The sequence below is a fragment of the Micromonospora eburnea genome (assembly GCF_900090225.1).
GTDB classification, from domain to species: Bacteria; Actinomycetota; Actinomycetes; order Mycobacteriales; family Micromonosporaceae; genus Micromonospora; species Micromonospora eburnea.
In genome coordinates, this window is sequence record NZ_FMHY01000002.1 from 561,432 (window position 1) to 579,925 (window position 18,494).

An 18,494-nucleotide genomic window follows, 5' to 3' on the forward strand; every position below is an offset into this window, starting at 1 on the left:
CCCTGGCGCGATCGTCGTCGATGGGGTAGGAACAGGACGTCCGGTCGGGAGAGCGCTCTCACGCTCCTGCCGGTCGATTCCTACCCCACCACCGACAGGGCAGGCAGATGAGACCACTCGACCCGTCCCGCCGCCGCTTCCTCACCGTCACCGCCGCCTCCGCCGCGTCGCTCACCGCCCTCGGGATGCCGGCCCTGCCGGCCGCCGCCATGCCCGGCCGCCACGACAGCGCCGAGCCGGATTTCGGCCCCAACGTCTTCGTGTACGACCCGACCACCCCGACCGCCGAGATCCAGTCCACCCTGGACAGCCTTTTCGCCGCCCAGGAACACAACGAGATGGGCACCGGCCGGTACGCGGTGCTCTTCAAGCCCGGCCGGTACGAGGTCGACGCGAGGCTCGGCTACTACACCACCGTCGCCGGCCTCGGCGCGCACCCGGACGACGTGGAGATCCACGGCGCGGTACGCGTCATCGGCCAGCCCGACCCGAGTTCGGCGGCCGGGATCTCCGCCCTCACCAACTTCTGGCGCTCGGTGGAGAACCTCGCCGTCACCCCGACCGACTGGTCGAACCAGTGGGCGGTCTCCCAGGCGTCCCCGATGCGCCGGGTGCACATCAGGGGCATCCTCTGGCTGGAGCCCGGCAACGGCGGCTACTCCAGCGGCGGCTACATCGCCGACTCCAAGGTGGACGGCATCACCATCAACGGCTCCCAGCAGCAGTGGCTGACCCGGGACAGCGAACTCGGCGGCGACTGGACCAACGGGGTGTGGAACCAGGTCTTCTCCGGGGTGATCGGTGCGCCCGCGCAGGGCTTCCCCGACCCGCCGTACACCACGCTGCCGACCAGCCCGGTCACCCGGGAGAAGCCGTACCTCCTCGTCGACGGCGCGGGCCGCTGGCGGGTGGCCGTACCCGGGTTGCGCCGCGACACCGTGGGCACCACCTGGGGCGCGGGCGCCCGGCCGGTGCCCTCGCTGCCGCTGGCGGACTTCTTCATCGCCAAGCCCACCGACTCCGCGAAGCGGATCAACCAGGAACTGTCCCAGGGCCGGCACCTGCTGCTCACCCCGGGCGTCTACCACCTGGACCGGGCGCTGCGGGTCAAGCACCCGGACACCGTCGTGCTCGGCCTCGGCATGCCCAGCCTCGCCCCGACCACCGGCGACGCGGCCCTGCGGATCGAGGACGTGGACGGCGTACGCGTGGCCGGGGTGCTGGTCGACGCCGGCCCGGTCGAGTCGGAGGTGCTGGTCGAGGTCGGCAAGCGGAACAGTCACCGGTCGCACGCCACCAACCCGATCTCGCTCCAGGACGTCTTCTTCCGCATCGGCGGCCCGTACGCCGGCCGGGCGGTCACCAGCCTGGTGGTCAACAGCCGGCACACCCTGATCGACAACATCTGGGCCTGGCGCGGCGACCACGGCAGGCCGGGCACCATCGGCTGGACCGTCAACACCGCCGCGACCGGCGTGGTGGTCAACGGCGACGACGTGACCGCGTACGGGCTCTTCGTCGAGCACTACCAGCGGTGGCAGACCGTCTGGAACGGCGAGCGCGGGCGCACCGTCTTCTACCAGAGCGAGTTGCCGTACGACCCGCCGAGCCAGGCCGCCTGGCGCAGCCCGACCGGCCAGGGCTGGGCGTCGTACAAGGTCGCCGAGCACGTACGCGAGCACGAGGCGTGGGGGCTCGGCGTCTACTCGTACTTCAACCAGAAGGTGGACATCCGCTGCGACCGGGCGATCGAGGCGCCCCGCCGGGCCGGGGTGCGCTTCCACGACGCGATCACCGTCTTCCTCGACGGCAGCGGCGGCATCGAACGCACCGTCAACGAGGCCGGCACCCCGGTCGTCGGCTCGTACGGCACCAGCCCGGTGCTCAGCTACCCGTGAGCCGGGTGCGGGCGGCCGGCGGGACCACCTCGCCGGCCGCCCGGCCGGTCCCGCAGGTCAGGCCGGAAGCTGCTCGGCGCGGGTGACGACCTGGTCGATCAGCCCGTACTCGCGGGCCTGCTCGGCGGTGAACCAGCGGTCCCGGTCCCAGTCGGCCTGGATCTCGTCCAGCGTGCGGCCGCTGTGTTGGGCGATCAGCTCCTGCATGGTCCGCTTCACGTGCAGCATGTTCTCCGCCTGGATGGTGATGTCGGCGGCCGTGCCACCCATGCCGCCGGACGGCTGGTGCATCATGATCCGCGAGTGGGGGAGCGCGAAGCGCTTCCCGGCCGCGCCGGCGCAGAGCAGGAACTGCCCCATCGAGCCGGCCATCCCGAGCGCCAGGGTCGCCACGTCGTTGTTGACGTACCGCATGGTGTCGTAAACGGCCATTCCGGCGCTGACCGAACCGCCCGGCGAGTTGATGTAGAGGAAGATGTCCCGTTCCGGATCTTCGGCGGCGAGCAGCAGGATCTGCGCGCAGATCTGGTTGGCCGAGGCGTCGGTGACCTCGGTGCCGAGGAAGATGATGCGCTCCTTGAGCAGCCGCTCGAAGACCCGGTCTCCGAAGGACGGCTGACCCTCGTCCAGCATCCAGATGCCGTACCCCATGACCTGACCACCCTCCCTGGCCGGCGGGCGACGGACGGCCCGGCAACCGGCGGTCTCCAGCCTCCGGCGGACGGCGGACCGGAAGCCAGCGCTTCTGCCGGCGGCAGATCGGCTGTGGGCAGAACTACGCGGCGGTCAGCCGGAGCCGGCCGGTCCGGGCCCGCCGCCGGGCCAGCGTGACCGGGGTACGCGGCCGGCGGCGTGCTGCGGCCGGCGGGGACGGGATCAGCCAGATCCGGGTGCCCATCCCCAGGACCGTCGGCGACGCGTACCCGATCGCGGGGCCCACGGGCGCCGGCACGGTGGCGGGCTGCCGCAGCGACCCGCCGAGAAGCGGGACCGGGGTGGCGGGGCGCCGGGTGACGTGCAGCCGTGGTCCACCGCCGGCCCGTAGCTGCGGGCCGGTACGGCCGCCCTGCCCGGCCGGCGCCCGGTCCAACCGGGCCAGCGTCAGCCCGGCGGCCACCGGGGTCCGCCGCTCGACCCGGCGCAGTTCGTCGCGGGCCTCCTCCAGCAGATCGGAGAGGTGGATGCCGAGAGCGCGGCAGATCGCCGCCAGCACTTCCGAGGACGCCTCCTTGCGGCCGCGCTCCACCTCGGAGAGGTACGGCAGCGAGACGCCGGCCGCCTGGGCGACCTCGCGGAGCGTCCGGCCCTGCCGTAGCCGTACCCGGCGGAGCACCCCGCCGATCACCCGTCGTAGCAACGACATGCGGGCCTCCTCGCGGTCGTCGTCCCGACGCCCCCATCATGCCCCGTCCGACCGCCGGGCAGGGAACCTGGCCCGAGCGGCCGGAGCGGCGACCACGAGCTATCTTGTCCACGTGCAGGCGAGGGCGGCGAGGCGAGGCCGACGGTGATCCATTTTCCGGCGCACCGGCGGGCACCGTTGCGTGCCCTCAGTCTGCGCGTGCTGGCCGCGGTGGCCCTGGTCTTCGCCACGGTGGCGGTGGTCTGGCTGGACCGGGACGGCTACCACGACAACAACGAGGACGGGATGACCCTCCTCGACTGCTTCTACTACGCGGTGGTCTCGCTCTCCACCACCGGCTACGGCGATGTCACCCCGGCCAGCCAGTCGGCACGGCTGGCCAATGTCCTGTTCGTCACCCCGGCCCGGGTGCTCTTCCTGATCATCCTGGTCGGCACCACCCTGGAAGTCCTGACCGATCAGTACCGGAACGGCCGTCGCCTGACCCAGTGGAGGAAGACCGTGAAGGACCACGTGATCATCTGCGGCTACGGCACCAAGGGCCGCAGTGCCGTCTCCGCGCTGCTGGAGGACGGGATGGACAAGTCCCGGATCGTGGTGGTGGAGCGGAACGGCACCGCGCTGCGGCAGGCCACCTCGGCCGGGCTGGTCACCGTCGAGGGCTCGGCGACCCGCTCGGCGGTGCTGGAGGAGGCACACGTACGGTCGGCCAAGGCGGTGATCATCGCGACCGACAGTGACGACTCGTCGGTGATGGTGGCGCTGACCGCCCGGCAGCTCACCGCCGGCCAGGTCCGGATCATCGCCGCCGTACGCGAGGCGGAGAACGCGCCGTTGCTCAGGCAGAGCGGCGCGCACCACGTGATCGTCTCCGCGGCGACCGCCGGCCGGCTGCTCGGCCTCTCCACCTCCGCCCCGCCGCTGATCGATGTGGTGGAGGACCTGCTCACCCCGGGGCAGGGCATGGCGCTGGCCATGCGCTCGGCCGAACGCGACGAGGTGGGCCGGTCGCCGCGCGAGCTGGACTCGCTGGTGATCGCCCTGGTCCGCCGAGGCAGGGTGGTGACGCTCACCGACCGGGCCGGCGCGGAGATCGAGACCGGCGACATGCTCGTGTACGTGCGCGACGACCGCCCGCTGCCGGCCACCACGGGCTGAGGCGGCACGGGAGCAGCCCCGGTTGACGCTGCTTGGGTAGAGACGACGGCGTGGGGTCACGCGACCAGGCCGACCTGCGGGGCGCACAGGACCTGGCCGACGGGATTCCCCCGCGCGGCTGGAGATCGTCCCCGATGTCGGGCACCTGTGGCACCTGGAGCGGCTGGAGCCGTTCTCCCGGACGATCGGGGACCTCGTCCGGGAGAACGCACGCTAGGCGATCGTCCAGGTGTCGCCGCTGGCGAGGAGGCCGGCGAGTTGTTGTTCTGGGGTTTCGTCGGTTTTGGCTTTGGCGGTGGTGACCTGTTCCTGGACGAGGTTGTCGTAGGTGGGGCGGGTGATGCTGCGGAACACTCCGATGGGGGTGTTTCGTAGGTCGGGGCCGGGCAGGCGGGACAGGGCGAAGGCGTAGGCGGGGTCGGTGACGTGGGTGTCGTGGACGACGATCTGGTCGGTCGGGGTGGTGGCGGTGTCGCGGACTTCGAGGCCGAACCCGCCGGGTGGGTGGACGACGCAGTGCTCGCCGTTTTGGCCGAACGTGATCGGCTGGCCGTGTTCGAGGCGGATCAAATGGTCGTCGCGGGTGGCGGGCTCTTTGAGGGGGTCGAAAGCGCCGTCGTTGAAGATGTTGCAGTTCTGGTAGATCTCGACGAACGCGGAGCCCTGGTGTTGCGCGGCGGCGCGGAGCACTGATTGCAGGTGTTTGCGGTCGGAGTCGATGGTGCGGGCGACGAAGGTGGCTTCGGCACCGAGTGCGAGCGACAGCGGGTTGAACGGGGCGTCGGCTGATCCGACCGGGGTTGATTTGGTGATCTTCCCGGTTTCGGAGGTGGGTGAGTACTGGCCCTTGGTCAGGCCGTAGATGCGGTTGTTGAACAGCAGGATCTTCAGGTTGACGTTACGGCGTAGGGCGTGGATGAGGTGGTTACCGCCGATGGACAGGGCGTCGCCGTCGCCGGTGACGACCCATACGGACAGGTCGGGGCGGGTGACGGTCAGGCCGGTGGCGATCGCGGGGGCGCGGCCGTGGATGGAGTGCATCCCGTAGGTGTTCATGTAGTACGGGAATCGGGAGGAACAGCCGATCCCGGAGATGAACACGATGTTCTCGCGGGGGATGTTCAGTTCGGGCATGAAGCCCTGGACGGCGGCGAGGATGGCGTAGTCACCGCAGCCGGGGCACCAGCGGACTTCCTGGTCGGACTTGAAGTCCTTCGCGGTGAGTTTCAGGGCGACGGGTTCAGACATTCTTGCAGACCTCTTCCAGCATCGTCTCCAGCTCGGCGGCGGTGAACGGCAGGCCGCGGACCTGGTTGTAGCCGATCGCGTCGACCAGGTACTTCGCCCGGATCACGTGGGCGAGTTGGCCGAGGTTCATCTCGGGGATGACGACCCGGTCGTAGGCGGCCAGCACGTCGGCGAGGTTGCCCGGTAGCGGGGCGAGGTGTCGCAGGTGGGCCTGCGCGACGGGTAGGCCACGCTGGCGCAGGCCACGGCAGGCCGCACCGATCGGCCCGTAGGTGGAGCCCCACCCGAGGACGAGGACGCGGGCGTCGCCGTCGGGGTCCTCGACCTCCACGTCCGGCACCGGGATGGTGTCGATGCGGGCGGCGCGGGTGCGGACCATGAAGTCGTGGTTGGCCGGGTCGTAGGAGATGTCACCGGTCTTGTCGGCCTTCTCCAGGCCACCGATGCGGTGTTCCAGGCCGGCGGTGCCCGGCACCGCCCACGGCCGGGCCAGGGTGTGCGGGTCACGCAGGTACGGCAGGAACGTGGTCCCGTCCTCCCCGTTGGGGGTGGTGGCGAACTGCACCCGCAGGTCGGGCAGCGAGTCGACGTCGGGCAGCAGCCACGGCTCGGAGCCGTTGGCGACGTAGTTGTCCGACAACAGGATCACCGGGGTGCGGTACGTCAACGCGATCCGCGCCGCCTCCAGGGCGGCGTAGAAGCAGTCCGCCGGCGAGCGGGGAGCGATGACCGCGACCGGCGCCTCACCGTGACGGCCGTACAGGGCCATGTTCAGGTCGGCCTGCTCGGTCTTGGTCGGCATGCCCGTGGACGGACCGGCGCGTTGCACATCCACGATCACCAGCGGCAACTCCAACGCCACGGCCAGGGAGATCGTCTCACTCTTGAGCGCCACACCCGGGCCGCTGGTCGTCGTCACCCCCAACGAGCCACCGTAGGAGGCGCCCAGAGCGGCACCGACCGCGGCGATCTCGTCCTCGGCCTGCATCGTGACCACACCGAACCGCTTGTGCTTACTCAACTCGTGCAGAATGTCCGAGGCCGGCGTGATCGGATACGCGCCCAGAAACACCGGCAACCCCGACCGTACCCCCGCCGCCACCAAACCCAGCGACAACGCCTGGTTACCGGTGATGTTGCGGTAGGTGCCCGGCAACATCCGCGCCGGCGCCACCTCGTACCGCACCGAGAAGTCTTCCGTGGTCTCCCCGAAATTCCAACCCGCCCGGAACGCCGCCACGTTCGCCGCGACCAACTCCGGCCGCGCCGCGAACTTCCGCTCCAAAAACCGCAGCGTCGACGCGTACGGCCGTGAATACATCCACGACAACAAACCGAGCGCGAACATGTTCTTCGCCCGCTCCGCGTCCTTCTTCGACACCGCATGCTCAGCCAGCGCACCAACCGTCATCGACGTCAACGCCACCGGATGCAGCACATACCCGTCCAGAGAGCCGTCCTCCAACGGCGAGGACGTGTAACCCACCTTCGTCAGATTCCGCTTCGTGAACTCATCCGTGTTCACAATGATGTCCGCGCCACGCGGCAGATCCGCCAGATTCGCCTTCAACGCCGCCGGATTCATCGCCACCAACACATTCGGCGCGTCCCCCGGCGTCAAAATGTCGTAATCAGCGAAATGAACCTGGAAACTCGACACCCCCGGCAACGTCCCAGCAGGCGCCCGAATCTCCGCCGGGAAATTCGGCAACGTCGAAATATCATTACCCAACTGGGCCGTCTCCGACGTGAACCGATCACCAGTGAGCTGCATACCATCACCCGAGTCACCGGCAAACCGGATCACCACCCGGTCCAACTGACGGATCTGCTTGGTCACGCCCGCACCCCGCTTCGCTCGGCGCCGTCGCGCGGGCGGCTGAACATGATGGTGACCCCGCCTTGCCCGGCCACGTGCCCTCCTAGACGCGCTGTTGCCGCTGGCCGTCCGTCCCCGGGCCCGGCCCGCTCCATTTCTCACGTCAGAGCCTACGTCGGCCCGTTAGGACAACCTTGGTCGAGGTCCGACGTATGGGACCCGATCAGGCCACTGTATGCGGGGATTTGGGGGGTTTGGTGCCGCTGCTCGTAATTCACATCACCGCACGGGCGGACACGGGTGGCGCGCCGGGTGGTCCGCCGGGGTCGGGCGGGCGCCACCGGGGCCGTGACGCGATCGGCGCCCCCGGACACCCCGACCGGTAGGCTGCCGACCGTGACCGGTTACCTCGGCTCGTACGCCACGCTCGGTCTCCTACTGCTCGCCGCGGTGCTCTTCTTCGTGACGGCGTTCTCGGCCAACCGGGTGTTGCGTCCCGGCCGTCCGGCCGAGCCCTGGGGGAAGCGGGCCAGCTACGAGTGCGGTCTCGACCCGGTCGGCGGCGACTGGGCGCAGATGCAGATCCGTTACTACGTCTACGCCTACCTGTACGTGCTGTTCGCGGTGGAGGCGGTCTTCCTTTTCCCGTGGGCGCTGGTCTTCGACCGGCCCGGGTTCGGCGTGACCACCGTGGTGGAGATGGCGGTCTTCGTCGCCGTGGTGGCGCTCGGCATCCTCTACGCCTGGCGTAAGAACATCCTCCGCTGGACCTGACGACGGCCCCAGGGCACGACACGGCGTCAGACCGGCCTCCAGTCGGCCTGGAGCGCCGCCGGGCGACGCGGAGGCCGACCGATGGCCGGCGGTCGTGCTGGAGTTGTGGTGCTCAGGCCAGGCCCCGGCGGGTCAGCGCCGGCGGTCGGACTCCCCTGATCGACGCCACCATGTCCAGCACCCGACGGGTCTCGCGGACCTGGTGGGCGCGGAACACCCGGGCGCCCAGCCAGGCCGACACGGCGGTGGCGGCCAACGTCCCCTCCAACCGGTCCGGTACCGGCAGGTCCAGCGTCTCGCCGATGAAGTCCTTGTTCGACAGGGCGACCAGCAGCGGCCACCCGGTGTCGGTGAGTTCGGCCAGCCGCCGGGTGATCTCCAGCGAGTGCCGGGTGTTCTTGCCGAAGTCGTGCGCCGGGTCGATCAGGATCCCGTCCCGGCGTACGCCGAGGGCGACCGCACGCTCGGCGAGCCCGGACACCGTCGTGATCACGTCGGCCACCACGTCGTCGAACGCGGCCCGGTGCGGCCTGGTGCGGGGGGCGAGCCCGCCCGCGTGCGAGCAGACCAGCCCGGCGCCGGTCTGCGCGGCGACCCGGGCCAGCGCGGGATCCGCCCCCGACCAGGTGTCGTTGAGCAGGTCGGCGCCGGCCGCCACGGCCTCCACCGCCACCTCGGCCCGCCAGGTGTCGATCGAGATGACCACGTCGGGGAAGGCGGCCCGGACCGCGGCGATGGTGTCCACCGTCCGGCGGATCTCCTCGGCCACGTCCACCTCGTCGCCCGGCCCGGCCTTCACCCCGCCGATGTCGATGATCTCCGCGCCCTCGGTCACCGCCCGCTCCACCGCGCGCAGCGCGCTGTCCGGGGCGAAGGTGGCACCCCGGTCGAAGAACGAGTCCGGCGTGCGGTTGACGATCGCCATCACCACCAGCTCGCCCGGGGCGAACGTCCGCCCACCGAGCCGCAGCGCACCGGCCATGCCCGCCTCCTGAGTCCCCGGTCGTCCGCCGGCCGCCCCCGACGCTATCCGGTCCCGTCCGAGCGGGCCCGCGCGGTACGGCGGGGCATCGAAAACATTCGGAGCGCTTGGAGGGCTCGCCCGATCCCGGCGCGCGTGCCACGATCTCTACATGGGTCAGGTTCTGCTCATCTTGGTCGTCGCGCTGACCGTCGCGGCAGTGGTGTTCGGCGTGACCGTGCTGGTGTCCGGACGGGATCCGGGCCTGGTGCCCGCCGAGCCGGACGGGCGGGCGGTGCCCCTGCCGGGCGGCCGCCCGCTGCACGAGACGGACGTCGCCGAGGCGCGCTTCGACACCGCGCTGCGCGGCTACCGGATGGCTCAGGTCGACCAGGCGATGCGGCGGGCCGCGTACGACATCGGCTACAAGTCCGAGCTGATCGGTGTGCTGGAGGCCGAGGTCGCCGCGCTCCGTGAGGGGCGGATCGAGGAGGCCGACGCGCTGCGCCGTACCCGGGAGGAGGCCGCCCGGACGGATTCCGCCGCCGCCGACGCGCCGAGCCCGGCCGACGACCCGCCCTCGGCCGTGGACGGCACTGCCGCGGACGCCGACCGCCCGGCCGGTGGCCCCGCCGCCGGCGCCGACCTGACCGCGGAGGCCGGGGTGGCCGCCGCGCCGGCCGCGGCCGCCGTCGAGGACGAGACCGTGCCCGCCACCGACGCTCCGGCGTCGGCCGGTCCGCTCGCCCCGGTCGCCGCGCCCGCCGAACAGGAGTCAGCCGAGCGGCCGACCCTGCGTCCGCCGGCCACCGAGTCCACCGGTCAGCGGGCCGCCGACGATGTCGATGCCGAGGACGACCGGGAACGTGGCGGGGTGGTCCGGTCGGAGTCGGCGTGACCGGCCCACAGGCCGACGGTTTCGCCGAGGCGGCCCAGCCCGGTGCCGGAGAGGTCAGCGCGACGGTGATCGTCAACGCGCGCGCCGAGCGGGTGTTCGCCGCGCTGACCGACTGGGAGCGGCAGTCCGACTGGATCCCCCTCACCAAGGTCCGGGTGGTCGAGGGGGACGGCGGCGAGGGGAGCCTGGTCGAGGCGGTCACCACGCTCGGCCCGGCCGTGCTGCGGGACGAGATGCGGGTGGTCCGGGTGGACGCCCCGTACGAGGTCGGGGTGGTGCACTGCGGCAAGTTGCTGCGCGGCCCCGGCGTGCTGCGCTGCACCCCGGTGGAACGGGACCGGACCCAGGTCGTGTGGCACGAGTGGTTCCACCTGCCCGGCGGGGCCGCCGGCCGGGTGACCCGGCCGGTGCTCTGGCCGGGCTCGAAGTTCGGCCTCACCCAGGCGCTGAAGCGGTTCGCCCGGCTGGTGGAGCAGGGCCGGCTGCCCTGACCGCCGCGCGGTGCCCGCTGTCGGTGGGTTGACCTACCGTGTACGGCGTGACTGACCTGGTGATCGGCGCCGACGGGCTGCCCCGCTGCGCCTGGGGGGCGAGCACCCCGGACTACGCCGTCTACCACGACCGGGAGTGGGGTCGGCCGTTGCGCGGTGACGACGCGCTCTACGAGCGGCTGACCCTGGAGGCGTTCCAGTCCGGCCTGTCCTGGCTGACCATCCTGCGTAAGCGTCCGGCGTTCCGGCTCGCCTTCGACGAGTTCCGGATCGAGAAGGTCGCCGGCTACGGCGAGGCCGACGTTGCCCGGCTGCTCGCCGACGCCGGGATCGTGCGGAACCGGGCCAAGATCGAGGCGGCCGTCGCCAACGCCCGCGCCGCCCTGGCGTTGCCCGACGGCCTTTCCGCGCTGCTGTGGTCGTACGCGCCACCGCCCCGGCCGGCCCGGCCGCGGTCCTTTGCCGAGGTGCCGGCGCTCACCCCGGAATCCACCGCGCTGGCCAAGGCGCTCAAGAAGCGCGGCTTCCGGTTCGTCGGCCCCACCACCGCGTACGCGTTGATGCAGGCCACCGGCATGGTGAACGACCACCTCGCCGACTGCCACGTCGACGCCGAGCCCGCGCGGGCGTGATCGGGACGGCGTCCGGTGGACGTGCCAGGACCGGCGCCGGCCGGGCGTGATGGGATTGCGGCATGACCGACACCGAGCTCCGGACGAGCGAGACGACCGAGGGCGCCACGCCCGGTGCCTGGGCGGTGCTGCTGCCCGCCGAGCGGTACGAGGCCGAGCGGCTGGTGCACCACGACACGCTGGAGCTGACCGGGCTGGACGGGCTCCGGCCCCGGCCGGGTGACCTGGTCGCGGTGCTGGTCGAGGAGCCGCTGCGGCTGGTGGCTCTCGGCCGGGTCGCCCTGGCCACCGCGGAGACCCGGGAGGATCCGGACGACCCGCAGTCCGATGCCGGGCCCGGGGCGCTCGTGGTGTCGTACACCCGGCGGGCGCTCGACGAGCCGGTGCCGGTCGACGGGCTGGCCCTCGACGGGCCGGTGACCGGGCTCGACCCGGCGGTCTGGCGGGAGTTGGCCGACCGGCTCGGCCCGCCCCCGGCCCGACGGACCTGGCTGGTCAGCCTCGACCTGCCGATCGAGGCGGCCTCGCCCGCCGAGGCGGTCCGGATCTTCTGGTCGTACGTGCAGGAGCTGGGCCCCCGGGAACTGCCCGCCTTCGTCTCGCCCACCAACGACGAGCTGGCCATGCAGGCCTTCGTGCTCGGCGCCGAGGCCAACCAGGACCCCGAAGAAGACGACTGAGCCGCCCTGTCCCCGTGGGCGCAGTTCGCCTGTCTCCTGGAAATAGTGGCCATCCGCATCGGGAATGGCCACTATTTCCACGAAGTTGTGTGGATCTGGGACGGGCGCGCGGCGGGCGGGTCAGTGGCCGGCGAAGGTTGGCTTCTGCTTGTTGACGAAGGCCATGGTGGCCGCCTTGTGATCGGCGGTGGCGCCGCAGATCGCCTGTGCCTGCGCCTCGGCGGCGAGGGCGTCGGCGAGGGTGCCGGCGTCGGCGATGGAGAGCTGCCGCTTGATCGCCCCGTACGCGACGGTCGGGCCGGCGGCGAGCCGGGCGGCCAGTTCCTGCGCGGCCGGCAGCACCTGCTCGTCGTCGTCCACCAGGCGGGTGAGCAGGCCGAGTCGGCTGGCCTCCTCGGCGCCCACCGGCTCGGCGAGCATCAGCAGCTCGACGGCCTTGGCGTGGCCGACCAGCCGGGGCAGCGTCCACGAGGCGCCGGTGTCGGCGGCGAGCCCGACCCCGGCGAAGGCCATCAGGAACCTGGTCCGCGGGCCGCCGATCCGGAAGTCGGCGAGGAACGCCAGCGAGGCGCCCGCCCCGGCGGCCATGCCCCGCACGGCGGCGACCACCGGCTTGGGCAGGTTGGCCAGCCGGGCGGCGATCGGGTTGTAGTGCGCGCGCACGGTGGCCAGCGGGTCGCCGTCGTCGGTCTCGAGGGTCTGCACGTGCTCCCGCAGGTCCTGCCCGGCGCTGAACGAGTTGCCCGCCCCGGCCAGCACGACGGCCCGGCAGGACCGGTCGGTCTCCAGCTCGGCCAGGGTGTCGCGGAGCGCCTCCTTGAGCGGAACGTCGAGCGAGTTCATCGCCGTCGGGCGGTTCAGCGTCAGGGTGACGACGGCGTCGGTGCGGTCGACGAGCAGCGGCTCGGTCACGTTCTAACGACCCTTCTGTCGGGCGGGGCGGTTGTTGTCGAGGCACAGCTCGACGTACCGGTCGGCGGCCGGCCTCAGCCGGGCGGCGTGCCGGTCGAAGAAACTGGCCGCGCTGGCGCCCGACCAGCGCTCGGGGAGCAGCGCGGGGGGCAACTGCGGGTCCCGGAAGAGGAAGGTACGCCACGCGTGCACGAGCCGGAATCGGGCCGCGTACGCGTCCTCGTCGCTGCTGCGTACGGTGACGCCGGACAGGAGGGGCTTCTGCTCGGTGACGAACCGCTCGTACGCCCGGCCGATCTCGGCCAGGTCCCAGGCGCGGCGGACCACCGCGGTGGCGCCCTGGGTGCCGGCGGCATGGGCGGCGGTGAACCGCTCGTAGCGCACGCCGGCCTCGGCGAGCAGCGCGTCCACGTCCTCACCCGGGCGGGTGGCCACCCAGGTGCAGTCGTCGAGTGCGCCGTAACCGAGGAAGCTCAGGTTGGCGGCGAGCCGTTGCCGGTCCCGTCGGGAGGCGGGGGCCTCCAGCACGAGCAGGTCGAACCGGCCGTCCCAGCTGTGCCGGCCGGTGCGGTAGATCCGGGCCGCGGCCTCGTCGAGTCGGCGGGCCGCTTTGGGTGTGATCGAATATCCGGGCCCGGAGGCGAGCCGGAGTGGTTCGAGCCAACCTTGCCGGACCATCCGGGAGACTGCGGTGCGTACCGCCGGTGGAGCGATCCCCAACGGCGCCAGCAGCTTGACCAGGGCGGCGACCGGTGCCCGCCCACCCCTGGCTCGGAGGTGGTCGCCGTACAGGTCGAAGAGTGCCGACCGTGCCTGCATGACCGCACATTGTGACAGGCCTACCCAAGATATGCTAGGTGCTGTTACATCAATGCTGCTTCGGTTTGGGTCCGGCGGTGTTCATCAGGGAAAATCGTTGGTCGACGCCCCCGTGGTGGTTGCGGGTGGCTATGGCGAAGTGGCTGTGGGGCAACCCACCGACCCTGGCGTAGGTCTGAGGGGAGACAACATGGCGGCGATGAAGCCGCGGACGGGCGACGGTCCGCTGGAAGTCACCAAGGAGGGCCGGGGCATCGTCATGCGGGTCCCGCTGGAGGGCGGTGGCCGGCTCGTCGTCGAGATGACTCCCGACGAGGCCACCGCGCTGGGTGACGCGCTGAAGGCGGCCGCCGGCTGATCTGAGGAGCGGTCCGCGCGGCACGCGCCGCGCGGGCGGTTCGTTCGTCCCTGAGCCGCCGGCGTAGCCGGTGGCTCAGGGACTTTGCCGGCCCAGGAGCGGCGAATAGTCCCGCTCTGAGAACTTTTCGGAGGTACGGTCCAGCGTGCTGGCCATTCGTCTGGTGAGCGAGCCGGTGCGGCTCGACGCCCTTGTCCTGCCCGTTCGTCCCGAAGGGCCGGACGCCCCGGCCACCCTGGTCCCGACCGCCTCGCCGCCCGCCGAAGAGATCCGGGCCGAGGTGATCGCGTTGCTTCCCGCCGCCCGGTTGACCGGCGACACCGGCGAGATCCGGGAGCACCTGCGCCCCGGCGGCACGCCGTCGCGACTGGTCCTGCTCGGCGTCGGCGCGGGCGACGAATCCGCGTGGCGGAGCGCGGGCGCGGCGCTGGCGCGGGCCGCCAAGAATGAGACGCACATCACTGTAGCGCTGCCCGTGGACGGCGAGCCGGCGCTGCGGGGCCTGGTCGAGGGCCTGCTGCTGGGGTCGTACCGGTTCCGCCTGACCGAGGCCGGCGGGGCGCCCGCGCTGGCCGAGGTGGACGTCGTGGTGGCCGACCCGGAGGCTCTCGCCCCGACCCTGGCGACAGCCCGGACCACCGCCGAGATGACCCGGCTGGCCCGCGACCTGACCAACACCCCCTCGTCGACCAAGAACCCGGCCTGGTTCGCCGCCCAGATCGAGACGGCCGCGGCCGGTCACCCCGACCTGCACCTGCGGGTACGCGAGCCGGCCGAACTCGCGGCCGAGGGCTTCGGCGGCATCCTCGCCGTCGGCGGCGGCTCGGCCAACGGGCCCCGCCTGGTCGAGCTGGACTGGCGACCGGCGGACGCGCGTACCCACGTGGTGCTGGTGGGCAAGGGGATCACCTTCGACACCGGTGGCATCTCGATCAAGCCGGTGCCGGCGATGAAACTGATGCGCAAGGACATGGCCGGCGCCGCCGCGGTGCTCGCCGCGACGCTGGGCGCCGCCGCGCTGCGGCTGCCGGTGCGGGTCACCACGCTCGCCCCGCTGGCCGAGAACATGGTCAGCGGGTCGGCGTTCCGCCCCGGCGACATTGTCCGCCACTACGGCGGCCTGACCAGCGAGAGCACCAACTCCGACGCCGAGGGCCGGCTGGTGCTCGCCGACGCCATGGCGTACGCGGCGCGCGAACTCAAGCCCGACCTGCTGGTCGACCTGGCCACCCTCACCGGTGCCAACGCGGTCGCGCTCGGCAAGCGGCACGGTGCCCTCTACAGCGAGAACGACCAGCTCGCGACCGACCTGCTGACCGCGATCGCGGCGGCCGGCGAGCGCGCCTGGCGGATGCCGCTGCCCGCCGACTACGTCGAGTACCTGGGCAGCGAGGTGGCCGACCTGCACAGCTCCCCGGACCGGGGCGCCGGCTCGGTGGTCGCCGCGCTCTTCCTCCGCGAGTTCACCGGCGAGCTGCGCGACCGCTGGGTGCACGTGGACATGTCCGCCCCCTCGTGGTCCGAGGACGAGCACGCGGAGCTGACCCGGGGCGCCACCGGCTGGGGCGTACGCGGGCTGCTGCGCTGGCTGGCGACGCTGGGCTGACCGGGCGTCCGGATCCGGCGCCCGGTGTGCCCGGGCGCCGGGCCCGCGTGCCCGGGGCCGGGGCGCCGGATCAGAGCTTCACGGCGGCGAGCAGGCCGTGCCCGACCGGCAGCAGCGCGGGGACCCAGTGCTCCGACTCCCGGACCGCCTTGATGGTCTCCCGGACGGTGACCGTCTCCAGGTCGCGTGCGGCCGGGTCGCCGATCCGGCCGCCGGCGAGGACGCCGTTGAGCGCGAGCACCCCGCCGGGCCGCAGCAGCCGCAGCGCGGCGTCCACACAGGCGCTGAAGCCGGTTGCCTCCGCGTCGACGAAGACCAGGTCGTAGGCGCCGTCCGCGAGCCGTGGCAGCACGTCGAGGGCTCGGCCCGTGATGATCCGGGTACGCCCCGGCGGGATGCCCGCCTCCACGAAGATCCGGCGGGCGATCCGTTGGTGCTCCACCTCCACGTCGATGGTGGTGAGCACCCCGTCGGGACGCATGCCGCGCAGCAGCCAGACACCGCTGACTCCGGTGCCGGTGCCGATCTCCACCACCGCGCGGGCGTTGCCGGCGGCGGCGAGCAGCCGCAACGCGGCCCCGGCTCCCGGCGTCACCGCGTCCACACCCACCTCCTCGGCGAGACTGCGGGCCGTGCGCAGCACGAGATCCTCGGTGACGTACGACTCGGCGAACTGGAGCACCTGGACCATCGAGTTGCCGGGGTTGGCGACCGTGGCGATGGGACACCTCCGGGCGGCGGGAGTGGTGCGAGGAGTGGGTTTGCGGGTACGAGCCTAGAGGCGGGCCGCGACCGGCGCAGCCGCCAGTCGGCCCCCGATGACGATCACGGTGGGCAACCCCTGACTCCGTTCGGGGTATCCGTGCAATCCTGGACGGTGTCCCGTGTGTCACGGTCGGCGGCTCCGCCGGTCGCGGCGCGGGACTCGCGGGACGGACTGGGAGGCACCGACGTGACCGACGGCTGGGACGGGCGCCAGCCCGGCGGGTACCCGGCACCGGCGGCAGGGCCGGCGTTCGGGAGCCCGCCTCAGGGCACTCAGAGCGCCGGAGGCGGCGGCGCGAGCTGGCCCGGGAGCCCGCCCCAGGGCCCGCAGGGCGCGGGCGGCACGGGCTCACCCTGGTGGTCCGACGCGCTCGCCGACCCGTGGCGCGATCCGTACGCGCCCGCCGCGGTGGTGGTTTCCGCCGCCCCGGCCGACCCCGCCAGCGAGCCCGAACCGGTCAGCGACCCGGACGCGCCGGGCCGGCCCGGGCTGCGGCAGGTCGTGCTGGTCTCGCTGATCACGGCCCTGCTGGCCGGCTCGCTCGGCAGCGCCCTGACGTACGCCTTCCTGCACGGCGGTGCGACCGCGCCCCGCCTCGGCGCGCAGTCGGGGCAGGCCCCGGCGCTCGCCCAGCGCAAACCCGAGTCACTGGCCGGTGTCGCCGAGAAGGTGCTGCCCAGCGTGGTGACCATCCGGATGGCCAGCCTGGGCGGCGTAAGCGAGGGCTCGGGCTTCGTGGTGAGCGGCGACGGGCACATCGTCACCAACGACCACGTGATCGCCGGCGGCACCGGCAAGGCCACGGTGATCTTCAACGACGGCAGCTCGGCGCCGGCCACCGTGGTCGGCCACGATCCGGAATCCGACCTCGCGGTGGTCAAGGCGACGCGTACCGGGCTGAGACCGGTGGAGTTCGGCGACTCGGACGGGCTGGCCGTCGGCGACCCGGTGCTCGCCATCGGCTCGCCGCTCTCGCTGGCGAACACCGTCACCGCCGGCATCGTCAGCGCCCTCGACCGGACCATGCAGGCCGGCGAGCCGGGCGGCCCGACGCGCTACTACGCGGCGATCCAGACCGACGCGGCGGTCAACCACGGCAACTCCGGCGGCCCGCTGGTCGACGGCGCCGGCCGGGTGGTCGGGGTGAACTCCACGATCAAGTCGCTGGTCGCCGACGGCCAGGAGGCCGGCAACATCGGGCTCGCCTTCGCCATCCCGATCAACCAGGCCAAGCGGATCACCCAGGACATCATCGGCACCGGCAAGGCCCGGCGTACGGTGATCGGCGCCCAGGTGGGCGGCACCGGCGTGACCAGCGGAGGCGTACGCCTCAACGCGGTGGAGCCCGCCGGCCCGGCCGCCTCGGCCGGGCTCAAGGCCGGTGACGTGGTGCTGAGGCTGGACGGGCACCCGCTGACCGAGCCCACCGACCTGGTGGCGCTGGTCCGCAAGTACGCCCCCGGCTCGGTGGTGGCGGTGGAGTACCGGCGGGGGTCGACCCGGCAGAACGCCTCGGTGACGCTTGCCGCAGATGCGAAGTGAGCAGGCGTTGCCCCCTCCCGGTCGGCCCGCTGTCGTGCGTAGTCTTGCCGTGACGCGCACGAGGAGGCCGGAGTGTTCGAGAACCTGAACTGGTGGGAGATCGGCGCGCTGCTGCTCCTGGCGCTGTTGATCTTCGGAGACCGGCTGCCCGCCGTGATCGGCGACGGTCTCCGGATGGTCCGCAACCTGCGTGCCATGGCCCGTAACGCCACCACCGACCTGAGCCGCGAGCTGGGCACCGACATCCAGCTGGAGGACCTGCACCCGAAGGCGTTCATCCGCAAGCACCTGCTCAGCGAGGAGGACGAGCAGGCCATCCGGAAGCCGCTGCAGAGCGTGTACGACAACCTGCGCTCGGACGTCACCGGCGTGCACGAGGAGCTGAAGAGCGTCGCCAAGGCGGCGGATCTGCGTTCCAACGGCACCAGCCCGACCACGTCGACCGGCGGCACCCCGCCGGCGGCCCCCGCCCCCCGCCCCAGCTACGACGACATCACCTGAACCCCGCCGGGTTGATCAGAAAGTTGTTGTCCCGCCACCCCGGCGCGGTCGCTGACAACTCCACGATC

18 protein-coding genes and 1 pseudogene are annotated in these 18,494 nt (G+C 72.3%); 11 read left to right on the forward strand and 8 right to left on the reverse strand.

Features of this window, described 5'->3' with window-relative positions; genetic code table 11:
* The first annotated feature begins 107 nt into the window (after positions 1 to 107).
* Positions 108 to 1,898, forward strand: a complete 1,791-nt coding sequence (locus tag GA0070604_RS02885; protein ID WP_091113686.1) for an adenylyl cyclase — start codon at positions 108 to 110, stop codon at positions 1,896 to 1,898.
* Positions 1,899 to 1,955: 57 nt separating this feature from the next.
* Here the strand turns inward: GA0070604_RS02885 and GA0070604_RS02890 are convergent, their stop codons facing one another.
* Positions 1,956 to 2,549: an ATP-dependent Clp protease proteolytic subunit gene (locus tag GA0070604_RS02890; RefSeq protein WP_091113689.1), complete on the reverse strand. Its 594-nt coding sequence runs from the start codon at positions 2,547 to 2,549 to the stop codon at positions 1,956 to 1,958.
* Between the two features lie 124 nt (positions 2,550 to 2,673).
* Positions 2,674 to 3,261 (reverse strand): helix-turn-helix domain-containing protein, encoded by a 588-nt coding sequence (locus tag GA0070604_RS02895; RefSeq protein WP_091113693.1) that lies wholly within the window; start codon positions 3,259 to 3,261, stop codon positions 2,674 to 2,676.
* Positions 3,262 to 3,405: 144 nt separating this feature from the next.
* Between GA0070604_RS02895 and GA0070604_RS02900 the strand changes: the two genes are divergently transcribed.
* The gene (locus tag GA0070604_RS02900; protein ID WP_091113696.1) at positions 3,406 to 4,419 is read left to right on the forward strand and encodes a potassium channel family protein; all 1,014 of its coding nucleotides are present in this window, start codon (positions 3,406 to 3,408) and stop codon (positions 4,417 to 4,419) included.
* 213 nt (positions 4,420 to 4,632) lie between these two features.
* On the opposite strand, the gene GA0070604_RS02905 is transcribed toward GA0070604_RS02900, so the two are convergent.
* Both GA0070604_RS02905 and GA0070604_RS02910 read right to left on the reverse strand, forming a co-directional pair.
* Positions 4,633 to 5,667 (reverse strand): 2-oxoacid:ferredoxin oxidoreductase subunit beta, encoded by a 1,035-nt coding sequence (locus GA0070604_RS02905; protein ID WP_091113699.1) that lies wholly within the window; start codon positions 5,665 to 5,667, stop codon positions 4,633 to 4,635.
* Positions 5,660 to 7,507 (reverse strand): 2-oxoacid:acceptor oxidoreductase subunit alpha, encoded by a 1,848-nt coding sequence (locus tag GA0070604_RS02910; protein ID WP_091113704.1) that lies wholly within the window; start codon positions 7,505 to 7,507, stop codon positions 5,660 to 5,662. Before GA0070604_RS02910 ends, GA0070604_RS02905 begins: the two co-directional genes overlap by 8 nt.
* Positions 7,508 to 7,882: 375 nt before the next feature.
* Between GA0070604_RS02910 and ndhC the strand changes: the two genes are divergently transcribed.
* Positions 7,883 to 8,260, forward strand: coding sequence for an NADH-quinone oxidoreductase subunit A (gene ndhC / locus GA0070604_RS02915; protein ID WP_091126862.1), 378 nt, complete (start codon positions 7,883 to 7,885; stop codon positions 8,258 to 8,260).
* 112 nt (positions 8,261 to 8,372) lie between these two features.
* On the opposite strand, the gene folP is transcribed toward ndhC, so the two are convergent.
* Entirely contained in the window at positions 8,373 to 9,242 is an 870-nt protein-coding gene (folP, locus tag GA0070604_RS02920; RefSeq protein ID WP_091113709.1) for a dihydropteroate synthase, read from the reverse strand.
* 151 nt (positions 9,243 to 9,393) lie between these two features.
* Between folP and GA0070604_RS34220 the strand changes: the two are divergent.
* The 4 genes and pseudogenes from GA0070604_RS34220 to GA0070604_RS02940 form a co-directional block, all read left to right on the forward strand.
* A pseudogene (locus GA0070604_RS34220) lies at positions 9,394 to 9,751 on the forward strand (DivIVA domain-containing protein); the annotation flags it as partial.
* 364 nt (positions 9,752 to 10,115) lie between these two features.
* A complete protein-coding gene (locus tag GA0070604_RS02930) occupies positions 10,116 to 10,610 on the forward strand; it encodes an SRPBCC family protein (RefSeq protein WP_091113712.1) in 495 nt (164 codons plus the stop codon).
* 47 nt (positions 10,611 to 10,657) lie between these two features.
* Positions 10,658 to 11,242, forward strand: a complete 585-nt coding sequence (locus tag GA0070604_RS02935) for a DNA-3-methyladenine glycosylase I (RefSeq protein ID WP_091126863.1) — start codon at positions 10,658 to 10,660, stop codon at positions 11,240 to 11,242.
* Between the two features lie 62 nt (positions 11,243 to 11,304).
* Complete coding sequence (locus GA0070604_RS02940) at positions 11,305 to 11,922, forward strand: hypothetical protein (protein ID WP_091113715.1); 618 nt, start codon at positions 11,305 to 11,307, stop codon at positions 11,920 to 11,922.
* Positions 11,923 to 12,042: 120 nt separating this feature from the next.
* Here GA0070604_RS02940 and GA0070604_RS02945 read toward each other — a convergent pair whose 3' ends face one another.
* Both GA0070604_RS02945 and GA0070604_RS02950 read right to left on the reverse strand, forming a co-directional pair.
* The gene (locus GA0070604_RS02945) at positions 12,043 to 12,834 is read right to left on the reverse strand and encodes an enoyl-CoA hydratase/isomerase family protein (protein ID WP_091113719.1); all 792 of its coding nucleotides are present in this window, start codon (positions 12,832 to 12,834) and stop codon (positions 12,043 to 12,045) included.
* Between the two features lie 3 nt (positions 12,835 to 12,837).
* The gene (locus GA0070604_RS02950; protein ID WP_091113722.1) at positions 12,838 to 13,653 is read right to left on the reverse strand and encodes a PaaX family transcriptional regulator; all 816 of its coding nucleotides are present in this window, start codon (positions 13,651 to 13,653) and stop codon (positions 12,838 to 12,840) included.
* A gap of 190 nt (positions 13,654 to 13,843) precedes the next feature.
* On the opposite strand from GA0070604_RS02950, the gene GA0070604_RS02955 reads away from it, so the two are divergent.
* Positions 13,844 to 14,011 (forward strand): DUF3117 domain-containing protein, encoded by a 168-nt coding sequence (locus GA0070604_RS02955; RefSeq protein ID WP_013283866.1) that lies wholly within the window; start codon positions 13,844 to 13,846, stop codon positions 14,009 to 14,011.
* Positions 14,012 to 14,156: 145 nt separating this feature from the next.
* Positions 14,157 to 15,617: a leucyl aminopeptidase gene (locus GA0070604_RS02960; RefSeq protein ID WP_091113724.1), complete on the forward strand. Its 1,461-nt coding sequence runs from the start codon at positions 14,157 to 14,159 to the stop codon at positions 15,615 to 15,617.
* Between the two features lie 70 nt (positions 15,618 to 15,687).
* Here the strand turns inward: GA0070604_RS02960 and GA0070604_RS02965 are convergent, their stop codons facing one another.
* A complete protein-coding gene (locus tag GA0070604_RS02965; RefSeq protein ID WP_091113727.1) occupies positions 15,688 to 16,308 on the reverse strand; it encodes an O-methyltransferase in 621 nt (206 codons plus the stop codon).
* Positions 16,309 to 16,554: 246 nt separating this feature from the next.
* Here GA0070604_RS02965 and GA0070604_RS02970 point away from each other — a divergent pair, with 246 nt between their 5' ends.
* Entirely contained in the window at positions 16,555 to 17,925 is a 1,371-nt protein-coding gene (locus GA0070604_RS02970) for a S1C family serine protease (RefSeq protein WP_208602212.1), read from the forward strand.
* 72 nt (positions 17,926 to 17,997) lie between these two features.
* Positions 17,998 to 18,426: a twin-arginine translocase TatA/TatE family subunit gene (locus GA0070604_RS02975; protein WP_091113731.1), complete on the forward strand. Its 429-nt coding sequence runs from the start codon at positions 17,998 to 18,000 to the stop codon at positions 18,424 to 18,426.
* Positions 18,427 to 18,494 lie beyond the last annotated feature (68 nt).